The organism is Nostoc sp. FACHB-152 (assembly GCF_014697475.1).
In the GTDB taxonomy this organism is placed as follows: domain Bacteria; phylum Cyanobacteriota; class Cyanobacteriia; order Cyanobacteriales; family Nostocaceae; genus Nostoc_B.
In genome coordinates this window covers 1-22,377 of sequence record NZ_JACJRV010000081.1, presented here as the reverse complement: position 1 = coordinate 22,377, position 22,377 = coordinate 1, and the positions used below count along the sequence as shown (strand labels likewise).

At 40.0% G+C, this 22,377-nt stretch carries 16 protein-coding genes and 1 pseudogene; 10 read left to right on the top strand and 7 right to left on the bottom strand.

Annotated elements, in window-relative coordinates:
* Positions 1-224: 224 nt before the first annotated feature.
* The 3 genes and pseudogenes from H6G76_RS30465 to H6G76_RS30460 form a co-directional block, all read left to right on the top strand.
* The gene (locus H6G76_RS30465; protein WP_190709317.1) at positions 225-1,514 is read left to right on the top strand and encodes a dicarboxylate/amino acid:cation symporter; all 1,290 of its coding nucleotides are present in this window, start codon (positions 225-227) and stop codon (positions 1,512-1,514) included.
* A gap of 4 nt (positions 1,515-1,518) precedes the next feature.
* Positions 1,519-1,737, top strand: a complete 219-nt coding sequence (locus H6G76_RS38310; protein ID WP_397333810.1) for a hypothetical protein — start codon at positions 1,519-1,521, stop codon at positions 1,735-1,737.
* Positions 1,704-2,702: pseudogene (locus tag H6G76_RS30460) on the top strand (IS701 family transposase); the annotation flags it as partial. The gene H6G76_RS38310 and the pseudogene H6G76_RS30460, both read left to right, overlap by 34 nt.
* A gap of 435 nt (positions 2,703-3,137) precedes the next feature.
* Here H6G76_RS30460 and H6G76_RS30455 read toward each other — a convergent pair.
* Entirely contained in the window at positions 3,138-3,413 is a 276-nt protein-coding gene (locus H6G76_RS30455; RefSeq protein ID WP_190709315.1) for a DUF5132 domain-containing protein, read from the bottom strand.
* A 304-nt stretch (positions 3,414-3,717) separates the two neighbouring features.
* Between H6G76_RS30455 and H6G76_RS30450 the strand changes: the two genes are divergently transcribed.
* Complete coding sequence (locus tag H6G76_RS30450; protein WP_190709313.1) at positions 3,718-5,796, top strand: TrkA family potassium uptake protein; 2,079 nt, start codon at positions 3,718-3,720, stop codon at positions 5,794-5,796.
* Between the two features lie 295 nt (positions 5,797-6,091).
* Here H6G76_RS30450 and H6G76_RS30445 read toward each other — a convergent pair whose 3' ends face one another.
* Positions 6,092-8,743, bottom strand: a complete 2,652-nt coding sequence (locus H6G76_RS30445; protein WP_190709311.1) for an ExeM/NucH family extracellular endonuclease — start codon at positions 8,741-8,743, stop codon at positions 6,092-6,094.
* 483 nt (positions 8,744-9,226) lie between these two features.
* Here H6G76_RS30445 and H6G76_RS30440 point away from each other — a divergent pair, with 483 nt between their 5' ends.
* Entirely contained in the window at positions 9,227-12,289 is a 3,063-nt protein-coding gene (locus tag H6G76_RS30440) for an HAD-IC family P-type ATPase (protein ID WP_190709309.1), read from the top strand.
* Between the two features lie 16 nt (positions 12,290-12,305).
* Here the strand turns inward: H6G76_RS30440 and H6G76_RS37425 are convergent, their stop codons facing one another.
* The 4 genes from H6G76_RS37425 to pstB (H6G76_RS30425) form a co-directional block, all read right to left on the bottom strand.
* The gene (locus H6G76_RS37425) at positions 12,306-12,506 is read right to left on the bottom strand and encodes a hypothetical protein (RefSeq protein WP_242056585.1); all 201 of its coding nucleotides are present in this window, start codon (positions 12,504-12,506) and stop codon (positions 12,306-12,308) included.
* Between the two features lie 32 nt (positions 12,507-12,538).
* Positions 12,539-12,835, bottom strand: a complete 297-nt coding sequence (locus tag H6G76_RS37420) for a hypothetical protein (RefSeq protein ID WP_242056584.1) — start codon at positions 12,833-12,835, stop codon at positions 12,539-12,541.
* Between the two features lie 111 nt (positions 12,836-12,946).
* The gene (locus tag H6G76_RS30430; RefSeq protein WP_190709307.1) at positions 12,947-13,225 is read right to left on the bottom strand and encodes a DUF5132 domain-containing protein; all 279 of its coding nucleotides are present in this window, start codon (positions 13,223-13,225) and stop codon (positions 12,947-12,949) included.
* Between the two features lie 230 nt (positions 13,226-13,455).
* A complete protein-coding gene (gene pstB / locus H6G76_RS30425; RefSeq protein ID WP_397333813.1) occupies positions 13,456-14,274 on the bottom strand; it encodes a phosphate ABC transporter ATP-binding protein PstB in 819 nt (272 codons plus the stop codon).
* A 562-nt stretch (positions 14,275-14,836) separates the two neighbouring features.
* Here pstB (H6G76_RS30425) and H6G76_RS30420 point away from each other — a divergent pair.
* The 5 genes from H6G76_RS30420 (at position 14,837) to pstB (H6G76_RS30400) (ending at position 21,419) form a co-directional block, all read left to right on the top strand.
* Positions 14,837-17,326, top strand: coding sequence for a glycogen/starch/alpha-glucan phosphorylase (locus H6G76_RS30420; RefSeq protein ID WP_190709329.1), 2,490 nt, complete (start codon positions 14,837-14,839; stop codon positions 17,324-17,326).
* 238 nt (positions 17,327-17,564) lie between these two features.
* Positions 17,565-18,575, top strand: a complete 1,011-nt coding sequence (locus tag H6G76_RS30415) for a PstS family phosphate ABC transporter substrate-binding protein (RefSeq protein WP_190709305.1) — start codon at positions 17,565-17,567, stop codon at positions 18,573-18,575.
* Between the two features lie 237 nt (positions 18,576-18,812).
* Positions 18,813-19,727: a phosphate ABC transporter permease subunit PstC gene (pstC, locus tag H6G76_RS30410; RefSeq protein ID WP_190709327.1), complete on the top strand. Its 915-nt coding sequence runs from the start codon at positions 18,813-18,815 to the stop codon at positions 19,725-19,727.
* 1 nt (position 19,728) lies between these two features.
* Positions 19,729-20,652 carry a phosphate ABC transporter permease PstA gene (gene pstA, locus H6G76_RS30405; protein ID WP_190709303.1) on the top strand — a complete coding sequence of 308 codons (924 nt, stop codon included), beginning with the start codon at positions 19,729-19,731 and terminating at the stop codon, positions 20,650-20,652.
* Positions 20,646-21,419, top strand: coding sequence for a phosphate ABC transporter ATP-binding protein PstB (pstB, locus tag H6G76_RS30400; RefSeq protein ID WP_190709301.1), 774 nt, complete (start codon positions 20,646-20,648; stop codon positions 21,417-21,419). Before pstA ends, pstB (H6G76_RS30400) begins: the two co-directional genes overlap by 7 nt.
* A 360-nt stretch (positions 21,420-21,779) precedes the next feature.
* Here the strand turns inward: pstB (H6G76_RS30400) and H6G76_RS38305 are convergent, their stop codons facing one another.
* Positions 21,780-21,983, bottom strand: a complete 204-nt coding sequence (locus tag H6G76_RS38305; RefSeq protein ID WP_397333815.1) for a type I-MYXAN CRISPR-associated protein Cas6/Cmx6 — start codon at positions 21,981-21,983, stop codon at positions 21,780-21,782.
* Between the last annotated feature and the right edge of the window lie 394 nt (positions 21,984-22,377).

Below are 22,377 nucleotides of genomic sequence, written 5' to 3'. Positions count from 1 at the left end.
GCCAGCGTGGTCTTGGGGGTTTCCCCCATGAGCGACTGGCGAACCCCAAAGGGGTCAATAGTCAATAGTCAATTGTCATTGGTCATTTGTTATTCTCACCTCTACTCCCCTGCTCCCCTGCATCCCCTAACCCCTAGATTGATTAGATTATCTTGTTTAAGTAAATTTCACTTCCGCAACTGTTGTTTTAATAGTTACCTTAGTTTAGTTACCTAGCATTACCAATGAGTCAAACAGAGAGTCATCATCCGCCTGATACTACTTCCCGTCCTTGGTGGCGGCGCATCCCTCTCACGTTACAAATTGTGATCGCCTTAATACTGGCTGTGATTCTGGGAATTTCGCTGGGTGCAGGAAATCCCAGCCCCAGCAATGCTGCTTTCATCACTAATTTAGCAATTCCGGCAGAACTGGTTCTTAAGGCACTGCGCGCTTTAGCTACACCACTGATTTTGGTAGCAGTGCTGCATACTTTTATGACAGCGAATATTCCCGGTACAGCCGGACGGCGGTTAGCATTACTACTTGTTACTAACACTACTGTAGCGATTTTGATTGGGCTATTAGTCGCTAACGTCCTCCGTCCTGGAACTTGGGGAAGTTTACCCAAGCCACAAACAACAATTGCTAACGCCAATATTGACCCTTGGGGATTACTCAGAGACGCTGTACCCGAAGCCGTCCTTGCGCCGTTGGTGAGTAATAATGTGATTCAACTGATTATAGTTGCCCTCTGTTTTGGAATTGTTTTACGGGGCTTAAAATCAGAACAAATTACCCAAAACAAAACCGGATTTCAACCCATTGAAGATGTGATTGGAATTTTATTTGAAGCAGTAATTCGCATCCTCAACTGGGTAATTGCCTTAGTTCCCTTTGCTGTTTTTGGTATTGTGGCTAAAACTGTGGCGGAGAAAGGCTTTGCCCCGTTTATCTCTTTGGCGGCTTTTATTGTAGCGGTGCTGGTAGCGTTGTTATTACAAGCTTGCTACTATCTCACCAGAGTTAAGTTTGGTTCTTGGGTAAACCCGTTAAGGTTTTTGGCTGGCGGTTCGGATGCTTTTATCACGGCGTTTTCAACTTCTTCTTCCACTGTGACAATGCCTATTACTTGGGAAGTGTTACAAACCAAAGTCGGTTTAAGAGAATCATCGGCATCTTTAGGGGCGTTAGTTGGTGCAAATTTTAATAATGATGGTACTGCCCTTTATGAGGCGATGTCTGCATTATATATTTCCCAAGTGATTGGGCAGCATTTGAATTTGGGACAGCAGTTAATTGTGGTGCTGACATCGATTTTTGCATCGGTGGGGGCGGCTGGAATTCCCAATGCTGGGTTAGTGACGATGACTTTGGTGTTTACTTCGGTGCGCTTGCCGACGGAGTATATCGCTTTGTTGGTGACGGTTGATTGGTTTTTAGATCGTTGTCGCACGGCGATTAATGTGATGGGAGATATGACTGTGAGTGCGGTGTTGGATGGGAAAAAGCCGCGTTATGAGGATGAGGGTTAAAGTTATGGATACTCAACTAACTAGTAATGAAATTAATGTGGCACGGGAGTTATTAGGCAATTACGCGCCTGCAAATCACGCATTGGATGTTTTAGAGAAACACAACGGTAATTGTGATACATCTTTTGATGAACTGTGGGTAGAGCAAAATGGTGTGCAAGTAATGCCAGAGGGTAAATCACTTTGGCAGACAGAAAAAAAGGTAAAAAGACAGATTATGTAGCAAGACAATATTTAGGAAGCGTGGGAAAAGTAGATAATGGGATAGTTTCAGTTAACGCTTATGGAGTTTATGCCAACATAACTTTTCCATGAATCTTCAAAGTGTTTAAACCAAAAGGAACACTAAAGGAGTCAGATAAATATAAAACTAAAATAGAGTTAGCATCAGAAATAATTACAGAATTAATTAAATCAGGCTTCAATATTGAATTAGTATTGGCTGATAGTTTGTATGGTGAAAGTAGCCAATTTATTAGAAAACTGGCTGAATATGACTTAGGTTATGTGGTATCAATTAGAAGTAATCATGGAGTCTGACTGCCAGCAGGGCAGAGCGTTAGGGCAAATAAGTGGTGCAAATTTCAGAGAACATTTAGTAACCAAAAATCAGAAACTAGATATATTAGAGAAATAGTTTATAGTAAAAAAAGAGCCATAACTTACTGGGAAATAACAACTGACCCAGAAACAATGCCAGAAAATTCTACTTCATTTGTTATGACTAATCTTTCAGGGAACCTCAAGAAGATTTTAGGCGACCTATATGGATTAAGAACATGGGGAGAATATGGTTTTCGGCAGTGTAAACAGGAACTAGGCTGGACAGATTACAGGTTTACAAATTTCCAACATATTGAGAGATGGTGGGAGATTATTTTTTGTGTCTACACAATGATTAGTTTAAGTTCTCCACCTTTCTTATCCTTAAATCAAGCTCCTTCTGAAGCAGAAGTACAAGACAGTGCCTGTATTAATTGTGTAGATTTCTCTAATCATAAACAATGGAATAATGATTCTGGATGGAAGAATACTTTAAATAATCTTCGTTTAATTGTTCAACCTCTTTTATTATTTTGGTTGCTTTATCCCTGGATAAATGTTTTTCCTAATTCCGATTTATTGCTTGGATTTAATCACCTAATTTGTACAATGAACCAATTTAAACCTTTTTTCTCTTCTGGATAATTTCAGTTATTTACTATTTGCTTATTTCGGAAAGTGACAGAAGAGGGGTATAAGTTGTTATCTGCTAATAATGCCTTATCTAAAATTAACGTGAGTTCGACGGATTATAAAAACCCCTCTCCAAACCTCTCCCCTGCAAGGAGAGAGGCTTCAAAAGACTAATTTTTCGTCGGAAACTACAAATATTTAAGCCCCTCTCCGCTTCGGAGCGAAAAGTTTGCGCGTCCGGGTTTCCCGGCGCAAAACTTTTCAAGACAGAGGGGTTGGGGAGAGGTTCATCGAACTCACGTTAAAATTAGTTTTTGCCAAAATTAAAGATGGGGAATACCCATCTCTGAAGATATATTGCATTCATCTGTAAAACTTAAGATGCAATGCACAGTGTGTGATGACAAAGTATGCTTATTTCTCAGATTCACTAGCCATCAGAAGCTATTATTCTATAGGTTGAGCCGACTTAATTGTCCTTTCTTCAGCAATCTCAGCTTTTGCCTCTGCTACGATATCGTCCCAACCGTCACGAATTTCTGCGATCGCTCCTTTGTTATCTTCATATAAATGTATTGCACCTTTAATCGCTGCTTTAGTAATAGGTTTACCTATACGGACAATTACTGGCGCGAACACAGGTATAAGAAGCAATGCTGCAATACCTGTAACACCAAGACCTTCAGCTAAATCTCCAAGGTCTGGTAAAAATTTAACTGACATAATATTTTTACCTTCACTCTTCTTACCACTCTTATTCTATGACTATGTAAGAAAATACTTTTCACTACTTAATAATTCAATATTCAATACTGAAAGCGACGCATTTTATAAAGATTTAATGTTACAAAAATTATTTATATACTAAAAACTCTCGATTACAAAATCCTATGCTCTCTCGGCTCTAAGCGTAACTTTCTGCATAATTCAACTAGCAGTCTGATGGCATAATATTTTACTTTTTTAAATAAAATTGCTAAAAGTATAATTATTTTAGATACAAAGTTGGTACTATCGGCGCAATAAAATGCTGCCATCTTCAGACAATAACCCTCAAGCTGGTAAAGGTTGCGAACCAGGTGAGCCTAAGCTAGATCTATTTTTGGTTTGTGGGCTAGGAAGTTTAGGTCAGCATTGTGTAGCTGTCCTCAAAGAATATGGTGCCAGAGTTACCGCCATTGACCAAGTAGAACCTAAAAACTGGGAAGTCTCAAATTTACATAATTTATTAGAAGAATTATTAATTGGAGATTGTCGTCAAACAAATGTTCTAGAACAAGCACACATCAGTCAATGTCGGACTGTAATTTTAGTTACTAATGATGAACGTGTAAATATAGAAGCAGCATTTACAGCACGGTTGCTTAATCCCCAAGTTCGCCTTGTTGTACGTTCTGATAAACAAAATCTCAATCAGCTTTTAAGCCAAAATCTTGGTAACTTTATTGCTTTTGAACCAAATCAACTGACTGCTTCTGCCTTTGCTTTTGCTGCGTTGGGCAATGAAAATCTCGGCTACTTTAATTTAGAAGGTCAGAAGTTGAGGGTAGCAAAATATCAAATTAAACCCGATGATTCATGGTGCAATAAATGGCAGGTACATCAATTAAATACTTCTTTTCGTCGCGTATTAAATTACGCTTCTAGTTTATCCCAACTGCCTCATCAGTTCTGTGAATGGGAATCAGAAGCAATATTACAGCCTGGGGACACAATTGTTTATGTCGAAATTGCAGATTTGTTTCCCTTGGTTCAAAAACAGGCAATTAAATCTAAAGCCAAATCACAACAGTTTTGGCAAAAGATAATCTTGAGGATGTCATGGCTTAACCTCAAGCGGAAGCTCATTCAATTATGGCAAGCTAGTGAGCGGGATCACATTCTCCGAGTTGCACTTATTTGTGGCATGACAGTACTTATTTTGTGGGGAAGTGGGACTATTTTCTATGATTTTTACTACCCCAATATTAATTTTGCTGAAGCATTTTATACTACTGCTGTTTTACTTTTGGGTGGATATGGTGATGTATATGGGGGTGTAGAATTTGAAAAACCCATCCCCAGATTATTGCGGTTGTTCAGCTTGGGATTAACTTTGGCAGGAACAGCTTTTGTCGGAGTATTGTACGCTTTGCTAACTGAGAAACTTCTCTCTTCCAGGTTCCAATTTTTCTTTACTAGTCCTCGTCCAAGCATACCCAAACAAGATCATGTTGTGTTGATGGGGTTAAACCAAGTTGGTTCGCAAATTGCTAGTTTATTACAAGAACTTCAACAACCTTTAGTAGCAATTAGTAATACAGCAGTTGATTTTAATTATCTTCCCCAAATACCGTTAATTATTGGTAACTTTGCCAACGATATCGCTAACGCCAATATTACTGATGCCAAAAGCGTTGTTGTAGTTACTGATGATGAAATGGAAAATCTAGAAATTGCTTTGATGGCTCATGGTCTAAATCCCAATATTAGCTTAGTTATCCGTACTTACAACCGGAATTTTAGTGACAAAGTAGCCCAATTATTTCCCTATGCACAAGTTTTGTGTACCGCAGCTTTATCAGCAGAAGTGTTTGCTGCTGCTGCTTTTGGGGAAAATATTCTTGGCTTATTTCACTTAAATAATCAGACAATTCAAGTTGTAGAGTACATGATTGAGGCTGGTGATACACTCAATGGATTAATGCTGAGTGATATTGCTTATGGTTATGGTGCTGTACCAATTCTCTATCAAAAATCATTACAATCTCCTGCCAAATTACTACCTGTTTACGAAACTCGATTGGCAGTAGGCGATCGCATGATTGTTTTAGCAACCAGCAATAGTCTACAACGAATTGAACGCGGAGAATTAGCCCCTCGAAATTGGCAGGTGCGAATTGAAAGAGCCTTAACTGGTGATGCTGTTTTTGATGGTGCCAATGAGATTAGTATTATTTCTGGTTGCAGTATTAGTACGGCTAGAGAATTGATGAAAATTTTACCTAAAGTAGTACCACAAGCTTTATATAAACAACAAGCTCAACGTTTAGTATTTAGACTGAATAAATTAAGAGTGATAGCTCATTGCCTACCTATACATAATTTCAGAATTTCAGATAACTAAAGATGAGGTTAGTAGATGTATAAAACACTCCACTATGTGGCTAGTAGGATTAACAATGGTATAGCATTAATTACAGTCTCAACCTTTTTTGTTCCTTTTCCCCCCTAAACTCCCGTTGAATAGCACTCAAACCTTTCTCAAAACTGAAAATCTTAACGTCTATTACGGCAAGTTTTTAGCCTTGAGTTCGGGATAAGCTAAAACCTTGATTCTGTTGTAAGTTTTGAACGCCTTAAACCCTTATTTTATCGTCCAAAAGATTAAGATTTAGTCCTTAACCCGAACTGAGGTTAAACTATATAGTTACAAAATCAACCTCCGTAATTGTGTTTGCTTGAACATTGTTGAGAGTAGCCAGTAGCTCGTTGGTTTGGGTGACTCGGATGAGGGTGTTGTTGCTATTTCCGGTAATTGTCAGTTGTCCGAATGTCAGCCCACCCGACAGAGCAAGGAAATCTGTGGTGTCTTTGAAGTTTTGAAGCGTATCTGCGCCTGCGCCTGCTGCCAAGAGGTAGCGATCGCTCCCGCTACCCCCAATCAAGGTATCCTGGCCTTGACCGCCATTTAGTAAATCATCGCCATTACCACCGTTGAGAATATCTCTACCATTACCGCCAAGCAGGGTATCTCTGCCATTATCGCCATTAAGTTCATCTCTGCCAGAAGTGCCAGTCAATGTATCTTCGCCGTTACCGCCGTTAACTACGTTGAGGATACTTGCTAACTCTGCACCGACGAGAACAGGATCGTGGTCTGAGGAACGGTAGGGGGTTGGCTGATAAAGTCCAGGAGGGTTAAATTCTTGGTTGTAATCTAAAATTCTAGGTTCATCAGCGTTGATATGCCACTCGGTTGCTCCGGTGATTTGGGTGCTTAAACTGGAAGTGCTGAGGGCGTGATCTAATCTTCCAGATTGACCTTCAAAGACATAAGAGTAGGGGTTTTGGATATATTTGCCCAGTTCATCTATCAGCCCGCCATTGCGTAACACGTCAATCGGGTCTTCTTCGCCATAGGCATTTAAATCCCCAAGGACTAAGATATCGCTGTCACCCGTGCTAGTTTTTAACTGGTTGACAAAGCCTAACAAAGCTTCTGCCTGTTGAACTCGCGTGAAGTTAAAAGCACCTTGTCCATCGCCTTGGTCTGCGTCAGATCCTGTAGCTGTACCACCTTTTGATTTGAAATGGTTAATTACTGGGGTAAAGGTTTCACCGTTGGAGTTTAACTCGAAGGTTTGAGCAACGGGTAGGCGATTGTAAATAGCTTCAGGATCGCTCAAAGAAGCACCAACCGGAGTTACTGTTCCTGGCTTATAGATAAAGGCGACTTTAATTTCGTCAGTTCCTGTCCCTGTGGCAGGATCGCGAATGTAGTCGTAGACTGCTGTACCCAAAAATGTGTTGAGCCGTTCAACTAATTCTGCGATCGCCGAATTAGTACCATCGCCATCATTCTCAATTTCAATTAGACCGACTACATCAGCATTCAGGGCTGCGATCGCACTGACAATCTTGGCACTTTGGCGTTCAAATTCTGCCAAGGTGTCAGCCCCGCGCGAGGTCGGGAAGCCACCACCTATACCATCGCCGTTGAAGTAGTTCAGCACGTTAAAACTAGCTACCTTAACGTTGCCGCCCACATTTTCCGGTGCAGCTGTGCGGGGATTAGAATCAACAAAATTAGGTGTTGATGTCGGTTGCAGTCTGTAGCTGCCAAACCCAAAGCCTAGCACACCTGTAAGATTTGTGACTGTACTACCCACCCGCAGCGTACCATTTTCATTTAAATATGGAACAGTTGCCGGATTTTGGGTATTGCTGCCATCATCAAGCAGAATTTGGCGCAGGTTGTTGGCATTCTGTTGTGCTGTAACTGCGGCAATGTTGTTTTCGTCGTTCTCGGTTTCAGCACTAGGAATATCGGTAGGGTCAATGAAATTTGTTGGGTTAAACAACCGTTCTTCTGAAGACAGTAATACCTCACCAAACCGACCTAAGTTAAAGTTTTCTGTAACCGTCAAGGTTTCGGGGAATGTAACTAACATCCCTTCATAACGTTCCAGGTCGGTTGTTGCATTTACAGGCAGATCAATAATTGTCGGGGCGATCGCATCTGAACCTACCACACTCAGTCCGCTAATATTACTGATCTGAGTTTGATTAAAGTTTTCGCCAACCGTGCCAGTTAGCCGCACTGTCTGACCGACACTCACATCTATGCTGTTAGGCGCAAAAACAAAAATCCCGTCTGAGGTTGCAGCATTGCCATCGCCAACTGCTTCCTGCACATAAAAGCCATCCAGCCCACTGCTACCTTGAAAGTCGCCAACCACAACTGCCTCAATTGTCACATTCTGTCCGACAAGAGGACTGCTGGCACCACTTCCCTGAATTTCATAGATTTCTCGCAAAGTACTATCTCCACCTCCTGGATTTGTAGTGGTGTAGCTTCCTAATCCATCAAAGGTGTCAGTAGCAAATCCTTCCCACTCCACACTCGGATCAAAGGCATCGCTAGGGTTGGTATCGCCAGAGGTAATACTCTTACGGCGCAAAGTGTTATCTGCTGTGCTAGTTAGACCCGTTCCCCACTCAGTTCCAGGGTCAAAGCCAATTTGGCCAATCGAATCAAGGATTGTCCCAGTTGCACCACCTTGTCGCAGGACGATCGCATCATCTCCATTAAACCAGCCCGCACCGTTGGTCTGGTCTGCTTGTGCCAAAATCGTTGCGTTGGCACTGCTTTGAGATAGCACGTACACATCACCGGCGGCGACTGTGCCTGTTAAAGGAATAGTTAATCCTGCCGTAGTACTGCTATTGAAGTAGAACTGAACTACATAATTTCCGGCGGTTAAATCGATTGCTGCGCCTGTGCCATTATAAATCTCTAGAGCTTTATTGTTGCTGCTGCCCTCAATGTATTCTGAAAAAAATAATGCCATTAAAATCTCCGTGAAAGCTGCGAAACTCAGGTCAACTGAATCAGATTGACTAAGGCTGTTGCTTTTGATATCACGGCAAGATTAAGAAATTGATATTTTTGGTTTAAGTAGGTCTTTACAAATAACGCTCACTAGAACACCAATTTAGTAATGCTGGAAGAACCTCTCCCCCAACCCCTCTCCTACGAGGAGAGGGGAGTTTAGCACCCCCTTCCTTTGTAGGGAAGGGGGCTGGGGGGTTAGGTTTTTGATTACTGAATCGATGCTCTAGGCATATAAAATCTGATTTAGCCCTCACAATTTCCTCAACATATTTTTCTATAACTAAGATTGAAATATTACTGAGATTTGTTCATTAACCTTTATTTTGCCTGACTGATAAAGCAAATTCCATCTAATTATTTTCCACAACAAGGTTTTACTTGGGTAAAAAATGTCAGGTTAACTCATCTCTTGTGGTTTTAAAAAAGAGCTAAGTAAAAAATGAACACTTTTTTTAGTAAAAACTTCAATGAAATTCCTTTGGTTCAGGCAATACATACTGCTGTCAAAGGAAGGGTGAGATATAGAGTGCTGGGGCTGAAAAATGCAGAATATCTCAAAAAATACCTGGAATTTAGATTATTAAATCACAAGAGCATACAGCTAGTTCGCGCTAATACTTATACAGGCAATGTGCTTGTAGCTTTTGAACCAAGCTTGAGTCCGAATGCGATCGCTGTAATGATAGAAAAAATTGTCAGTGATTACAGAAAACAAAGCCAAAAACCACCAGTAACAACGGTGTATATAAATTCAGTGAGCGAAAAAGTAAACAATCAGTCGATAAATCAAAAAAAACTACACCAGCCATCAACCTTAAATCAAGAACAAAAAAGTTTGTCTTGGCATTTGTTAGAAATAGATGCCGTGATTTCAGAGTTTAATAGCTCGACTGTATCCGGATTATCTCGTACAACTGCCGAGAAAAACCTGCAATTATATGGTGCAAATGTTCTTCCTGAAACTGCCGGACGTTCCAAGCTAAGTATTTTTATCGAACAATTTACAACTTTACCAGTAGCTCTTTTGTCTGTTGCTGCCGGGCTATCTGTAGCGACTGGTGGGTTGATTGATGCTTTAGTAATTATGGGTGTTGTGTTAATCAATGCGGGGATTGGTTACACCACAGAAAGTCAATCCGAAAAGATTATCAACTCCCTCAAAACCTTAGTAAAACCTTCGGCGTTGGTGATTAGAGATGGGAATTTACAAGAAATTAGCGCCTCTGAAGTTGTGGTTGGAGATATTTTAGTTCTCAAACCAGGTAGTTATGTACCTGCCGATGCCAGATTAATTGCAGCTAATCATCTGAGTGTAGATGAAGCTGCACTCACGGGTGAAAGCTTGCCAGTGACAAAAACTACTGAAACCCTGACTGTACAAGATGTCCCCCTTGGCGATCGCGTCAATATGGTTTATATGGGAACCTTAGTAACAGGTGGGCAAGGCTTGGCTGTAGTGGTAGCCACGGGCAAATTTACAGAAATGGGCAAAATCCAAACCCTGGTTTCCGAGGCAGTCATGCCAGAAACCCCGATGCAAAAACAATTAGACCAAGCTGGTAATCAACTCGTTGTTGTATCTGGGGTGATATGTGCAGGTGTATTTGGCATAGGGTTATTAAGGGGTTATGGTTGGCTTCAGATGTTGAAAACATCCATATCTCTAGCAGTTGCAGCTGTCCCTGAAGGATTACCCACGGTTGCTACTACCACTTTGGCTTTGGGTATTGCCAATATGAGGAAACACAACGTCTTGATTCGTCGGCTGGATGCTGTCGAAACTCTTGGTTCTGTGCAAACAATTTGTCTCGATAAAACAGGGACAATTACAGAAAACAAGATGTCAGTTGTAGAGGTATATATAAATAACAAATCTTTGCAAGTATCTGCTGAGGGCAAATTTCTCAACGGTGCAGAAGACATCAACCCCTACATCTGCGATGAACTCTTAAAGTTGATCCATGTCTTAGTTCTGTGTAATGAAAGTGAAATTAGTCTTGAAGAAGATGGCAAGCATATTCTGAAAGGATCAGCAACAGAAAATGCTTTAATTTACATGGCGATCAGTGCGGGGGTAGATGTTAGCCAACTGAAAGAGAATTATCCCTTACTAGCAACTACTCACCGCTCCGAAAACCATAATTTCATGATTACGCTGCATCACAATCATGACCAAGAAAAATTTGTGGCGGTGAAAGGAAGCCCAGCAGAAGTTTTGAAAATGTGTAATTGGCAGGTGAAGGATGGAGAGATAGTTACACTCACAGACGCAGAAAGAACAGCAATTGAAATTGCGAATGAGATGATGTCCGGCAAAGCCTTGCGAGTCTTGGGCGTAGCTTATGCCAATGCTATTGGCATCGAAGCAGATATCAATCCTACTCAAAACCTGATTTGGCTTGGTTTCGTCGGGATGGCAGATCCGATCAGAAACGGTGTCAAAGATTTGATGGGCGTTTTTCATCAGGCTGGAATTAATACAGTCATGATCACTGGGGATCAAAGCGCAACAGCCTACGCCATCGGTAAGCAATTGAATCTGAGTCAGGGTGAACAACTAGAAATTCTTGATTCTACTCATCTTAATCAAATTGAACCGGAAGCATTGAAAGGATTATGCGATCGCGTTAATGTTTTTGCTAGGGTTAGTCCCGCCCACAAATTACAAATTGTCCAAGCCCTGCAAAGTGCAGGTCAAGTTGTTTCGATGACGGGCGATGGGATCAATGATGCCCCTGCTTTGAAGTCTGCCGATGTGGGCATTGCAATGGGACACACAGGCACAGATACAGCCCGTGAAGTTGCAGATATTGTCTTGGAAAATGACAATTTAGAAACCATGATTATTGCTGTCAGTCATGGTCGCACAATTTATAACAATATTAGAAAATCTGTTCATTTCCTGCTGTCGAGCAACTTAAGCGAAATCATAGTCATGCTAATTGCTACTACAGCTGGAATCGGACAACCACTGAACGCGATACAGCTATTATGGGTGAATTTGGTAACAGATATTTTCCCTGGTCTGGCTTTAGCCTTAGAACCACCAGAACCAGATGTGTTAAGCCAACCTCCCCGCAGCCCTCACGAAAGGATTATCAAAAAATCGGACTTTGCCAGAATCATCTTTGAATCAGCTACGATTTCTACCAGTACGTTGACAGCTTATGGGTACGGGATCATGCGTTATGGCTTAAGTCCCCAAGCTAGTACCATAGCTTTTATGAGCTTAACCATGTCGGAGTTGTTCTACGCCCTCAACTGCCGTTCACCCAAACACAGTATTTTTAGTCACGAAAAACTTCCAGCTAATCATTATTTAACCCTAGCGTTAGGAGGCACTTTTGCTTTACAGATGTTAGCTGCGTTAGTACCTGGTTTAAGAGGACTTCTCCAACTAACACCCCTTAGCCTTACCGATAGTGCAGTCATTGGTGCAAGTGCTTTGTTGCCTTTTGTAGTTAATGACGCAACAAAGCTATTACCACCAGCAAAACAATAATTTATGGTTGCTATATCTATTTATTAGAAGGTTTTTGATTGTCGCTGATTTCTACCACACTTTCTAAGGCATACCACAACAACAGATACAATACTGTTGATTGCCAGCGTGGTAACTGAGGCAGTAACCGTTTAATTACAAAGGCAATAATAGTAAACGCTACAAGCGATCGCAAATCTGCTGTATTTTTTGTGGCTTGTTTAATTTCTTGATTCAAGTTGGATAAAGTTTGAATGAGGCTTGCAGATTTTAACTTTTTTTTTCTGCGGCCTTGACAAGAGTTATACCTAAAGCCTCTAATTTACTTACAGCATCTGTCAGACTTTCACTCCCACCAGAATAGTAGATTGTGATGCTGCCTGTCTGCAAATTAGTTTTCACTTTTTCAATTTGAGGAAACAAAGAGTTCAACGAACCAGCCATTGCCATAAGTTCTTGATTGCCTTGATACTGGCTAGGAATCTTCAAACGCAGACGACCAGGAGTATTACTAATAATTTGTAATTGGATAGGCATGGATGATTTATCGGGAGAAAACTGCTGCATAATTATTGTTTCCAAATATCTCCAAAAATAAGAAATAAAGATGGGTAAGGCACCCATCTCGACAAAGTAAGGTTAATCAAATTTATCATCAAACCAACTCACTCATTTTTGTCAACTTGTAGCTGGGTGTTCCATTTCTTCAGTTCGTTGTTCGGCTAGTTCAGCCTTTGCTTCCGCTACAATATCTTCAAAACTTTCACCTACTTCAGCAATTACTCCTTTGCCCTTTTCATAAAGAACAATTCCACCTTTTACCATTGCTTTAGCAATTGGTTTACCAATACCTGCTGCGACTGGAACAAGAACAGGAAGAAGAACTATTGCGGTGATTCCTGGTACACCAAGTCCTTCAACAACTTCTTCAAGTTCGAGTACAAATTTCGGCACCATAGGATTTTTACCTCTAGAATATTTACACTTTTATGCTATCATTTATCTTTAAAATAATAATTAAAAATTTTACCATTTTATATAATCATTACTGATGAATTCTCTATAAATTAACAACTATATATCTTAACATTATTTAAGTAAAACAGCGTTTTTCAGCTATAAGTAATAGGATGAAAGACACCTTTTTATAAAATTATTGAATTTCTCAAATTATTTAAAATTAATCATCATCCAAAACGACCTGTGACATATTGATAAGTTAATTCCTTGACTGGATAATTGAAAATTATATTAGTAGTGTTATATTCAACTAATTCACCAATCCGATTACCTTCTTGTAGTTCAACATTAAAAAATGCTGTCCTATCCGCAATCCTTGCTGCCTGGTGCATATTATGAGTTACAATCACAATTGTGCATTGCTCTTTGAGATTAGCCATCAATTCTTCAATTTGTTGAGTTGAGAATGGGTCAAGAGCGGAACAAGGTTCATCCATTAAAATTACATCTGGTTGTACAGCAATTGCCCGTGCAATACATAGCCTTTGTTGTTGTCCACCAGATAAAGACAAAGCATTATCCTTCAGCCTATCTTTAACTTCATCCCAAATAAATGCTTGACGTAATGAGCGTTCTACTAATTCATCGATATTACCTTGATAACCCTGAATTCGAGGGCCAAATGCAACGTTATTGTAGATAGATTTAGGGAAAGGATTTGGTTTTTGAAAAACCATCGTGATTTGTCGTCGTAGTAGTACTGGATCTTCTTGAGGATGATAAATATTACGATTTTTATAGAGAACTTGACCGTCTATTGTAGTTCCTTCAATTAAATCATTGAGACGATTAAAACAGCGTAGCAAGGTGCTTTTACCACAACCAGAAGGCCCAATTAAAGCTGTAATCCGGTTTTTGTAGATAGGTAAATCAATATTACGTAACGCCAGGCAAGTACCGTAATAAAAAGCTTGAATTTGAGCATATAAAATCACTTCTTGATTAGGAGTAGAGTCCATAGACAATACATTAAAACTCGATTCCATAAGCTCTCTCACTTGCAGTTATTAAATCTGAGAATTAGCCTAATATTTGAGTAAAAGATGACAATAAATAGCAATTAAATGTAAGGATTTAGGGGGTTAAAAAAATCAGGATTAGCCGCAAGAAATCATATCTTTCGGTGTGTTAAGCGTTGCTATAACGCACCCTACAATTTAAGCTTTACTTTATAAATCATCTATAAGTGCAATCTCACTTATAGAAACTCAGACTTGATGATATAAGAACAATGTGAGGAACTTGTGAGGTTTTTTAGACTCTGATAAATCACAAAATCCTCACATTTTACCTCTAACATTAACTAAAAGTACTAATTGCTAGCGCGATTAATATTTTCTTATATAGTATTTTTTTACCTGATGTTAAACAACTATTAATCAATACTTAACCATTGGTTAAATTTATTAAGTGAAAGGAAATTTAGTTGTGACCAATATTGAACATCACTCAACTAATAGCCAACATCAGAGACATCACAACCATATCAAAAAATACATTTCTCGTACAGAACCCGCCAAAATTCAAGTAGAGGACGATCGCACGGGTATGAGTGGGGAAACTTTGAAGCGGGCAATTATGGATAACTTATTTTATCTCCAAGGTAAAGATAAGTTTTTTGCCACACCATACGATTACTATATGGCCTTGGCGTATACAGTACGCGATCGCTTAATTTATCGATGGCTAAAAACCCAACAGACTTATTTTGAAAAAGACGCAAAAGTCGCTTTTTATTTATCTGTTGAATACCTCAAAGGTCGTCATTTGCGGAAAAACTTAGTAAATGTGGGGTTATGGGACGTAGCTAATCAAGCCTTACAAGAATTAGAGCTAAATCTCTATGATTTGATTGAACAAGAACAAGAACCAGGATTAGGTAATGGCGGCTTAGGGCGTTTAGCGGCTTGTTTTCTCGATTCTCTCGCAACTTTAGAAATTCCTGCCATTTGTTACGGTATTCGCTACAAATTTGGGACTTTTGACCAAGTAATTCAAGATGGTTGGCAAGTAGAACGGCCTGACAAATGGTTGCGTTTTGGTAATCCTTGGGAAATTCCCCGTTCAGAGTATGTAGTGGAAGTCAAGCTGGGTGGAAGCACCGAAGCTTATAGGGATCAAAATGGACGTTACCGCGTCCGGTGGATTAGCGATCGCACAGTCTTAGGCACACCTTTCGATACTCTTGTACCGGGATATAACACTAACACAGTCAATACCCTACGTCTGTGGACTGCCAGAGCCAGCGAAGAACTGAACTTTGAGGTTTTTAATGCTGGCGATTACAGTCGTGCGGTTGCAGATAAAACCTTCTCAGAAAACATTTCTAAGCTTTTGTACCCCAATGACAACACTCCTCAAGGTAAAGAACTGCGACTAGAGCAACAATACTTTTTTGTCTCCTGTTCCTTGCAAGATATTATCCGCCTTTACATGATCCGTTTACACAGAAGAAGAGGTGGTTTGTATAACGAAGCATTATTAGGAATAAAAATTACTCAAGAGCATTTTGATAACTTTGCTCAACAAGTTAGCATTCAGATGAATGACACCCATCCATCTCTGGCTGTTACTGAGTTGATGCGTTTACTAGTTGATGAGTATCAATTAGATTGGGAAAAAGCATGGGAAATTACGCAAAGTTGTTGTGCTTATACAAACCATACTTTATTACCAGAAGCATTAGAGCAATGGCCAATTAACTTATTTGGTCGCCTTTTACCTAGACATCTAGAGATTCTTTATGAAATCAATCGTCGATTTCTAGAGCAAGTTAGGCTGAATTTCCCTGGTGATATAAGCCGTCTAGCGCGACTCTCATTAATTGAAGAAAAGCCTGTAAAACAAATTAAAATGGCGAATTTAGCTTGTGTGGGCAGTCATGCCATTAACGGAGTAGCGCAATTACATACCAAATTGTTACAGCAAAGTTTACTCCATGATTTTTATGAACTCTATCCAGAAAAATTCACTAATATCACTAACGGAGTTAGCCCACGACGCTGGCTGTTACTAAGTAACCCAAAACTAGCATTGTTAATTACCGAACACATTGGTAAGAAGTGGATTACCAATTTAGACGAACTGAGGCGATTAGAAGCTTTTGTAGAAGATGCAGAATTTTGTCAGGCTTGGCAACATATAAAATATGAGAATAAACATGACTTAGCAGAATACATTTTGCAATGCAACGGTCTTGATGTAAGCGTTAATTCTCTATTTGATGTTCAAGTTAAGCGCATCCATGAATACAAACGCCAAATCTTGAATTTGCTGCATATTATCACTTTATATAACCGAATTAAGCAAAATCCCAACCTGGAAATATTGCCGAGAACTTTTATATTCGCTGGTAAAGCAGCACCAGGTTATTTTATTGCCAAGCTAGTGATCAAACTCATTCATACAGTAGCTAACGTAGTCAATCATGACCCAGATGTTAATTCTCGCTTGAAAGTAATCTTTTTGAGAAACTATTGTGTATCCTTAGCAGAACGTATCTGTGCGGCTGCGGAACTTTCAGAGCAAATTTCCACTGCTGGCAAGGAAGCCTCTGGCACAGGCAATATGAAATTGGCTATGAACGGTGCTATGACCATCGGTACTCTTGATGGAGCGAATATAGAAATTTGCCAAGAAGTAGGAGACGAGAATTTCTTTCTATTTGGGTTGACTGCTGAAGAAGTCTTTAATTTAAAGTTACAAAATTACAATCCTTGGCATTATTACAACAGTAATTTAGAACTTAGACAAGCCATAGATATGATTGCTGCTGGTGATTTTTCCTTAGATAAAAAAGATTTGTTTAGACCGATAGTGGAATCTTTATTAATTAGGGATGAATATATGGTTTTGGCTGATTATGAATCTTATGTTGATTGTCAAGAGCGAGTTAGCCATGCTTATATTGACCGAGAACATTGGACGAGAATGTCTATTTTAAATACAGCGAGGATTGGCAAATTTTCCTCAGATCGGACAATTCTTGAATATTGTCAAAAAATTTGGAATGTCAAACCCCTAAGAGTGGAATCTTGACAAGCCCAATCAGCTATCTCTACAGAGACATATCTTTAAAACATTAAGAACTCAGCAGTTGTTATTTTTCCATATTCATGGCTAAAAGTTAACTAACTTATAACCAATAGTTAATTTTTAAATTACCTACAAGTGTCATATTTTTTACAGTAAAAGGCAAATAATTACTAGTTATTAACCTGATTAGTTTTTTATGCCTTTGGAGTGATCGAGCATCAGACAAAAAAGGAACATTGTTGTGAGCAAAATTAATTTGAAGCTAAACAGCCTGATAGCATTAGGTGCGATCGCAATGGTAGGTGCTACTTTGGGTTTATCAATGTCTGCGGTTCAATCCCAAAGCGTCAAAACTATTGCAATTGATGGTTCTAGCACCGTTTTTCCCATTACCGAAGCAGCAGCCGAAGAATTTCAAAAGTCTCAAAGAGGCAGAACCAGAGTGACAGTTGGTGTTTCTGGGACTGGTGGTGGCTTCAAAAAATTCTGTCGTGGTGAGACAGATATATCAAACGCTTCTCGGCCAATTCTGCAAAAAGAAATTGATGCTTGTAAAGCTGCGGGTATTCGCTACATAGAATTGCCAGTTGCTTATGATGCTTTAACAGTGGTAGTTAACCCGCAAAACAGTTGGGCAAAGAGTCTGTCAGTAGCCGAACTCAAAAAAATTTGGGAACCAGGCGCACAGGGTAAAGTTAATAATTGGAGTCAGGTTCGTCAAGGATTTCCCAATGCACCGTTGAAATTATTCGGACCTGGAACTAATTCGGGAACCTTTGATTATTTTACCGAAGCTGTTGTTGGCAAAGCTAAGTCTAGCCGGGGTGACTACACAGCTAGTGAAGACGACAACGTTCTTGTACAGGGTGTTTCGCGTGATAAAAACGCCCTTGGCTATTTTGGTTATGCCTACTACGCAGAAAACCAAAAAAGGTTAAAAGCCGTACCCGTTAACGGTGTATTACCTTCAGAAGCTACTGTCAGAAATGGGAAATACTCTCCCTTGTCGCGGCCTCTATTTATCTACGTCAGTTCTAAATCTATTGACAAACCAGAAGTGAAGCAGTTTGTTCAATACTATTTGCAAAATGCAGGTCAATTCGCTAAAGAAGTAAGATATGTTGCCCTGCCAAGTTCAGCATATACTACCGCGCAAAACCACTTGAATAAAAAGAGATTTGGTACTGTTTTTGGTGGTAAAGAGGCTGTAGGACTGAAAATTGAAGAACTACTAAGCCGTGAAGCCCGATAACTACAAGTAACTCAAAATTTGTAACTTCACCAAGGGAGGTATCCCAATACTACTCGGTTAAGCATTTTGAACTGTGAATTTGGTTTGGGGAAAAGGTTAAAGGTTTTTTCCTTTTCCTTTCCCCTTCCCCTTTTCCCCTTAACCAACAAGTATTGAGAGGTATCGTACCTCTCTTTATCTATTAAATGTATAGTGCGATGTCTACGACAAGCCGCTAAGCGTCTACGCATCCTTGGCATGATCATGGTTAAAAAAAACCGATTTTCATCTAAGCTATTACGCAATATGCGAGAACGGACAATTGAATTTGTCCTATTTCTAGCAGCCCTTTCTTCGGTGGCGACAACAATAGCTATTGTTGGTATTTTACTTTACGAGTCCATCAGATTTTTTCAGCAAGTATCTTTATCGCAATTCTTACTAGACACCCAGTGGACACCATTATTTGATGATAAGCACTATGGAATTTGGCCTTTAGTTGCTGGCACTTTAACCACAACAGCAGTCGCCTTATTAGTAGCCGTACCCTTGGGGACAATTATTGCTATTTATCTTAGTGAATTTGCGCCTCCGGTAGTTCGGGAAATTGTCAAGCCAGCATTAGAATTATTGGCAGGCATTCCTACAGTCGTTTATGGTTACTTTGCGCTGTTGTTTGTTACTCCATTGCTGCAAGTATTCTTGCCTGATTTACCCGGTTTTAATATGTTGAGTGCTGGGTTAGTGATTGGAATTATGATTATCCCTTATGTCAGTTCCTTGAGTGAAGATGCTATGCGTGCCGTACCGACACATTTGCGCGAAGGGTCTTATGCAACGGGGGCAACACGCTTACAGACAGCATTGCGAGTGGTATTACCAGCATCCATTTCTGGCATCTCAGCAGCTTACATATTAGGAATTTCGCGGGCGGTGGGTGAAACGATGGTGGTGGCTATTGCTGCTGGTGGACAACCTAACCTGACTTTTAATCCAATGGAACCAGCCGCCACCATGACTGCCTACATTGTATCGGTGAGTCTGGGCGATTTACCGCATGGCAGTTTGGAGTACGAAACTATCTTTGCTGTGGGGCTGACTCTCATACTGATAACTTTGGTCTTCAACATCATTGGTCATTTTCTCAGCAAGCGGTATCGAGAAATTTATTGAGATGGTTACTCAAAATATTCCTGACATTCGTAGAGTTATTAATCGTAACAAGCGATCGCAATATTTTTTTAGCATTATTGGCTTGTTGTCAATGTTAGTTGGCATTGTCACCTTACTAGCATTAATCTTTGACTTATTTAGTGATGGCTGGCCGCGCCTTTCTTGGGAATTTCTCACCTCGTTTCCCAGCCGTAAGCCAGAACAAGCAGGTATTTTTTCCGCTTGGGTCGGCACAGTTTTAGTCATGCTAGTTACAGCATTAGCGGCAATTCCTATCGGTATCGCATCAGGAATTTACTTAGAAGAATATGCCCAAAAAAACTGGGTGTCTGACTTGATTGAGATTAACGTCACCAACTTAGCCGGAGTTCCCTCCATCATTTACGGACTTTTAGCTTTGGGTGTGTTTGTTTATGGGCTAAATTTTGGTCAAAGTATCCTAACTGCTGGGTTAACCTTGGCATTGTTGATTTTACCAGTAGTAATTGTATCCACCCGTGAAGCTCTCCGCGCCATTCCTAACAGTATCCGCGAAGCGGCCTATGCTACTGGGGCTTCTAAATGGCAGATGATTTGGGATCATGCCCTGCCATATTCCACAGGCACAATTCTCACTGGTATTATTGTCGCCTTAGCGCGAGCCATTGGCGAAACCGCCCCCCTGATTACTATTGGCGCACTTACATTTATTGCGTTCTTACCAGACCCCCCAATTACAGGGCAGTTTCCTTACATCTCCTTTGCGTGGTTACTTGCACCCTTCACAGTCCTACCAATTCAAATGTTTGATTGGGTATCTCGTCCCCAAGAAGAATTTCAGGTGAACGCCGCCGCCGCAGGTATCGTATTAATTGCGATTACCTTAGCCATGAATGCTGTAGCAATTTATATTCGTTATCGTTTACGTCAAAAAATCAAATGGTAGAAACACCTCTGAAAGCTTCTGTTGATTATTTGAATTTTTACTATGGTGGCAAAGTCCATGCCCTCAAAGACATTCATTTGCCAATCGGTGAAAAGCAAGTAACAGCCCTGATTGGCCCTTCTGGATGTGGTAAAACTACCTTGCTACGCTGTTTTAATCGGATGCATGACCTGTATCCCGGTAATCGCTACAAAGGAGAAATTACACTCAAACCAGATGGCATCAACCTACTGAGTAATAAGGTTGACCCGATTGAAGTGCGGATGCGGATTAGCATGGTCTTTCAAAGACCTAATCCTTTTCCTAAGTCAATTTACGAAAATGTGGCTTATGGTTTGCGGGTACGGGGTGAATCAAAACGTGCCGTGATTGATGAAAAAGTTGAAAAAGCCTTACGCAACGCTGCTTTATGGGATGAAGTCAAGGATCGCTTGAATGATTTGGCTTTTAACCTTTCTGGTGGTCAACAGCAGAGATTATGTATCGCCCGTGCATTAGCCACGGAACCGGAGATGGTACTGTTTGATGAACCGACATCTGCCTTAGACCCAATAGCTACCGCTAGTATTGAAGATTTGATTACTCAACTAAAAGAAACAGTGACGATTTTGATTGTTACTCACAGTATGCAGCAGGCGGCAAGGGTTTCTGACTATACAGCGTTTATGTATTTGGGTGAGTTAGTAGAATTTAACAAGACAGAAGTAATTTTTAATAATCCCTCCAATAAACAGACAGCAGATTATGTAAATGGGCGGTTTGGGTAATAAGAAGTATTGATAATGGGAAAGCAGTTCAAAGTTGTTTCGCTTAAAAACAGGCAGGTAATGAAAACATAGCCTAGTACTAAAAAGAGGTGTTGTATGGCAGTATCTCTTTTAATATATCTATTTTTTATGTGTTGATTTAGGGATACACTTTTGCAAACCTACCAGGTTAATTTGCCAATTTGCAAACTATGTTTTGGCTATATTTCCTTGAAAATAGCCAATTTACAGATGACATAACCAATTAATTTTTATTAATCCTTTTCCGAATAATACTTACAAAAAGGTAGGTGATATTTGTCTTTATCCATTATTTGCTAGCTGATTGTGAATCAATGTTATTTCAATATTAATAAAATCTTAAGTTGAAGTTAAACAGGATTTGGTGCCAATTCTCAGGGATTTGCCTGCTAATGGGTAAACCAAACGCACCTGATTTACTGGTATCCGAATACGAAGCCTAGAATTTTGGGTCAGATTAATCACATCATTCTTGGGAATACCTGCAATGGTATGAATTCCCATTGTGTCTAATTTATGTAGTTTTGGTTCAAAGTGGGCGATCCCAGAGAATCACTTATGGCTTTTATATATCGAAAGGTAATGTCTCGTTGATAAGATGAAAAAGTTAAAAGTTAAATTTCAGAACCAGATTCAAATATAGCTGGCTCTACAACAACTTCTGAAACTACTGCTACTTCTTCTATATCCCAAACCTGTTTTGCCAACTTAGTGAGTATTTTCTGGCGAGCTTCAATAGCTTGAGAATCCCAAGTGTCATATGCCTTGAGGTCTTGAACTGCTCGATTAATAGCTGTATTCTTTCCGACTCCGGGCTTTTCTGATATTGCCTTAGTTACAGCACTTCCTGCTGTTATGGGGTACAGTTAATAAGAATAAAAATATTATCTTTTTATGAAAGCATATTCAATCGATCTGCGCGAAAAAATAGTTGCAG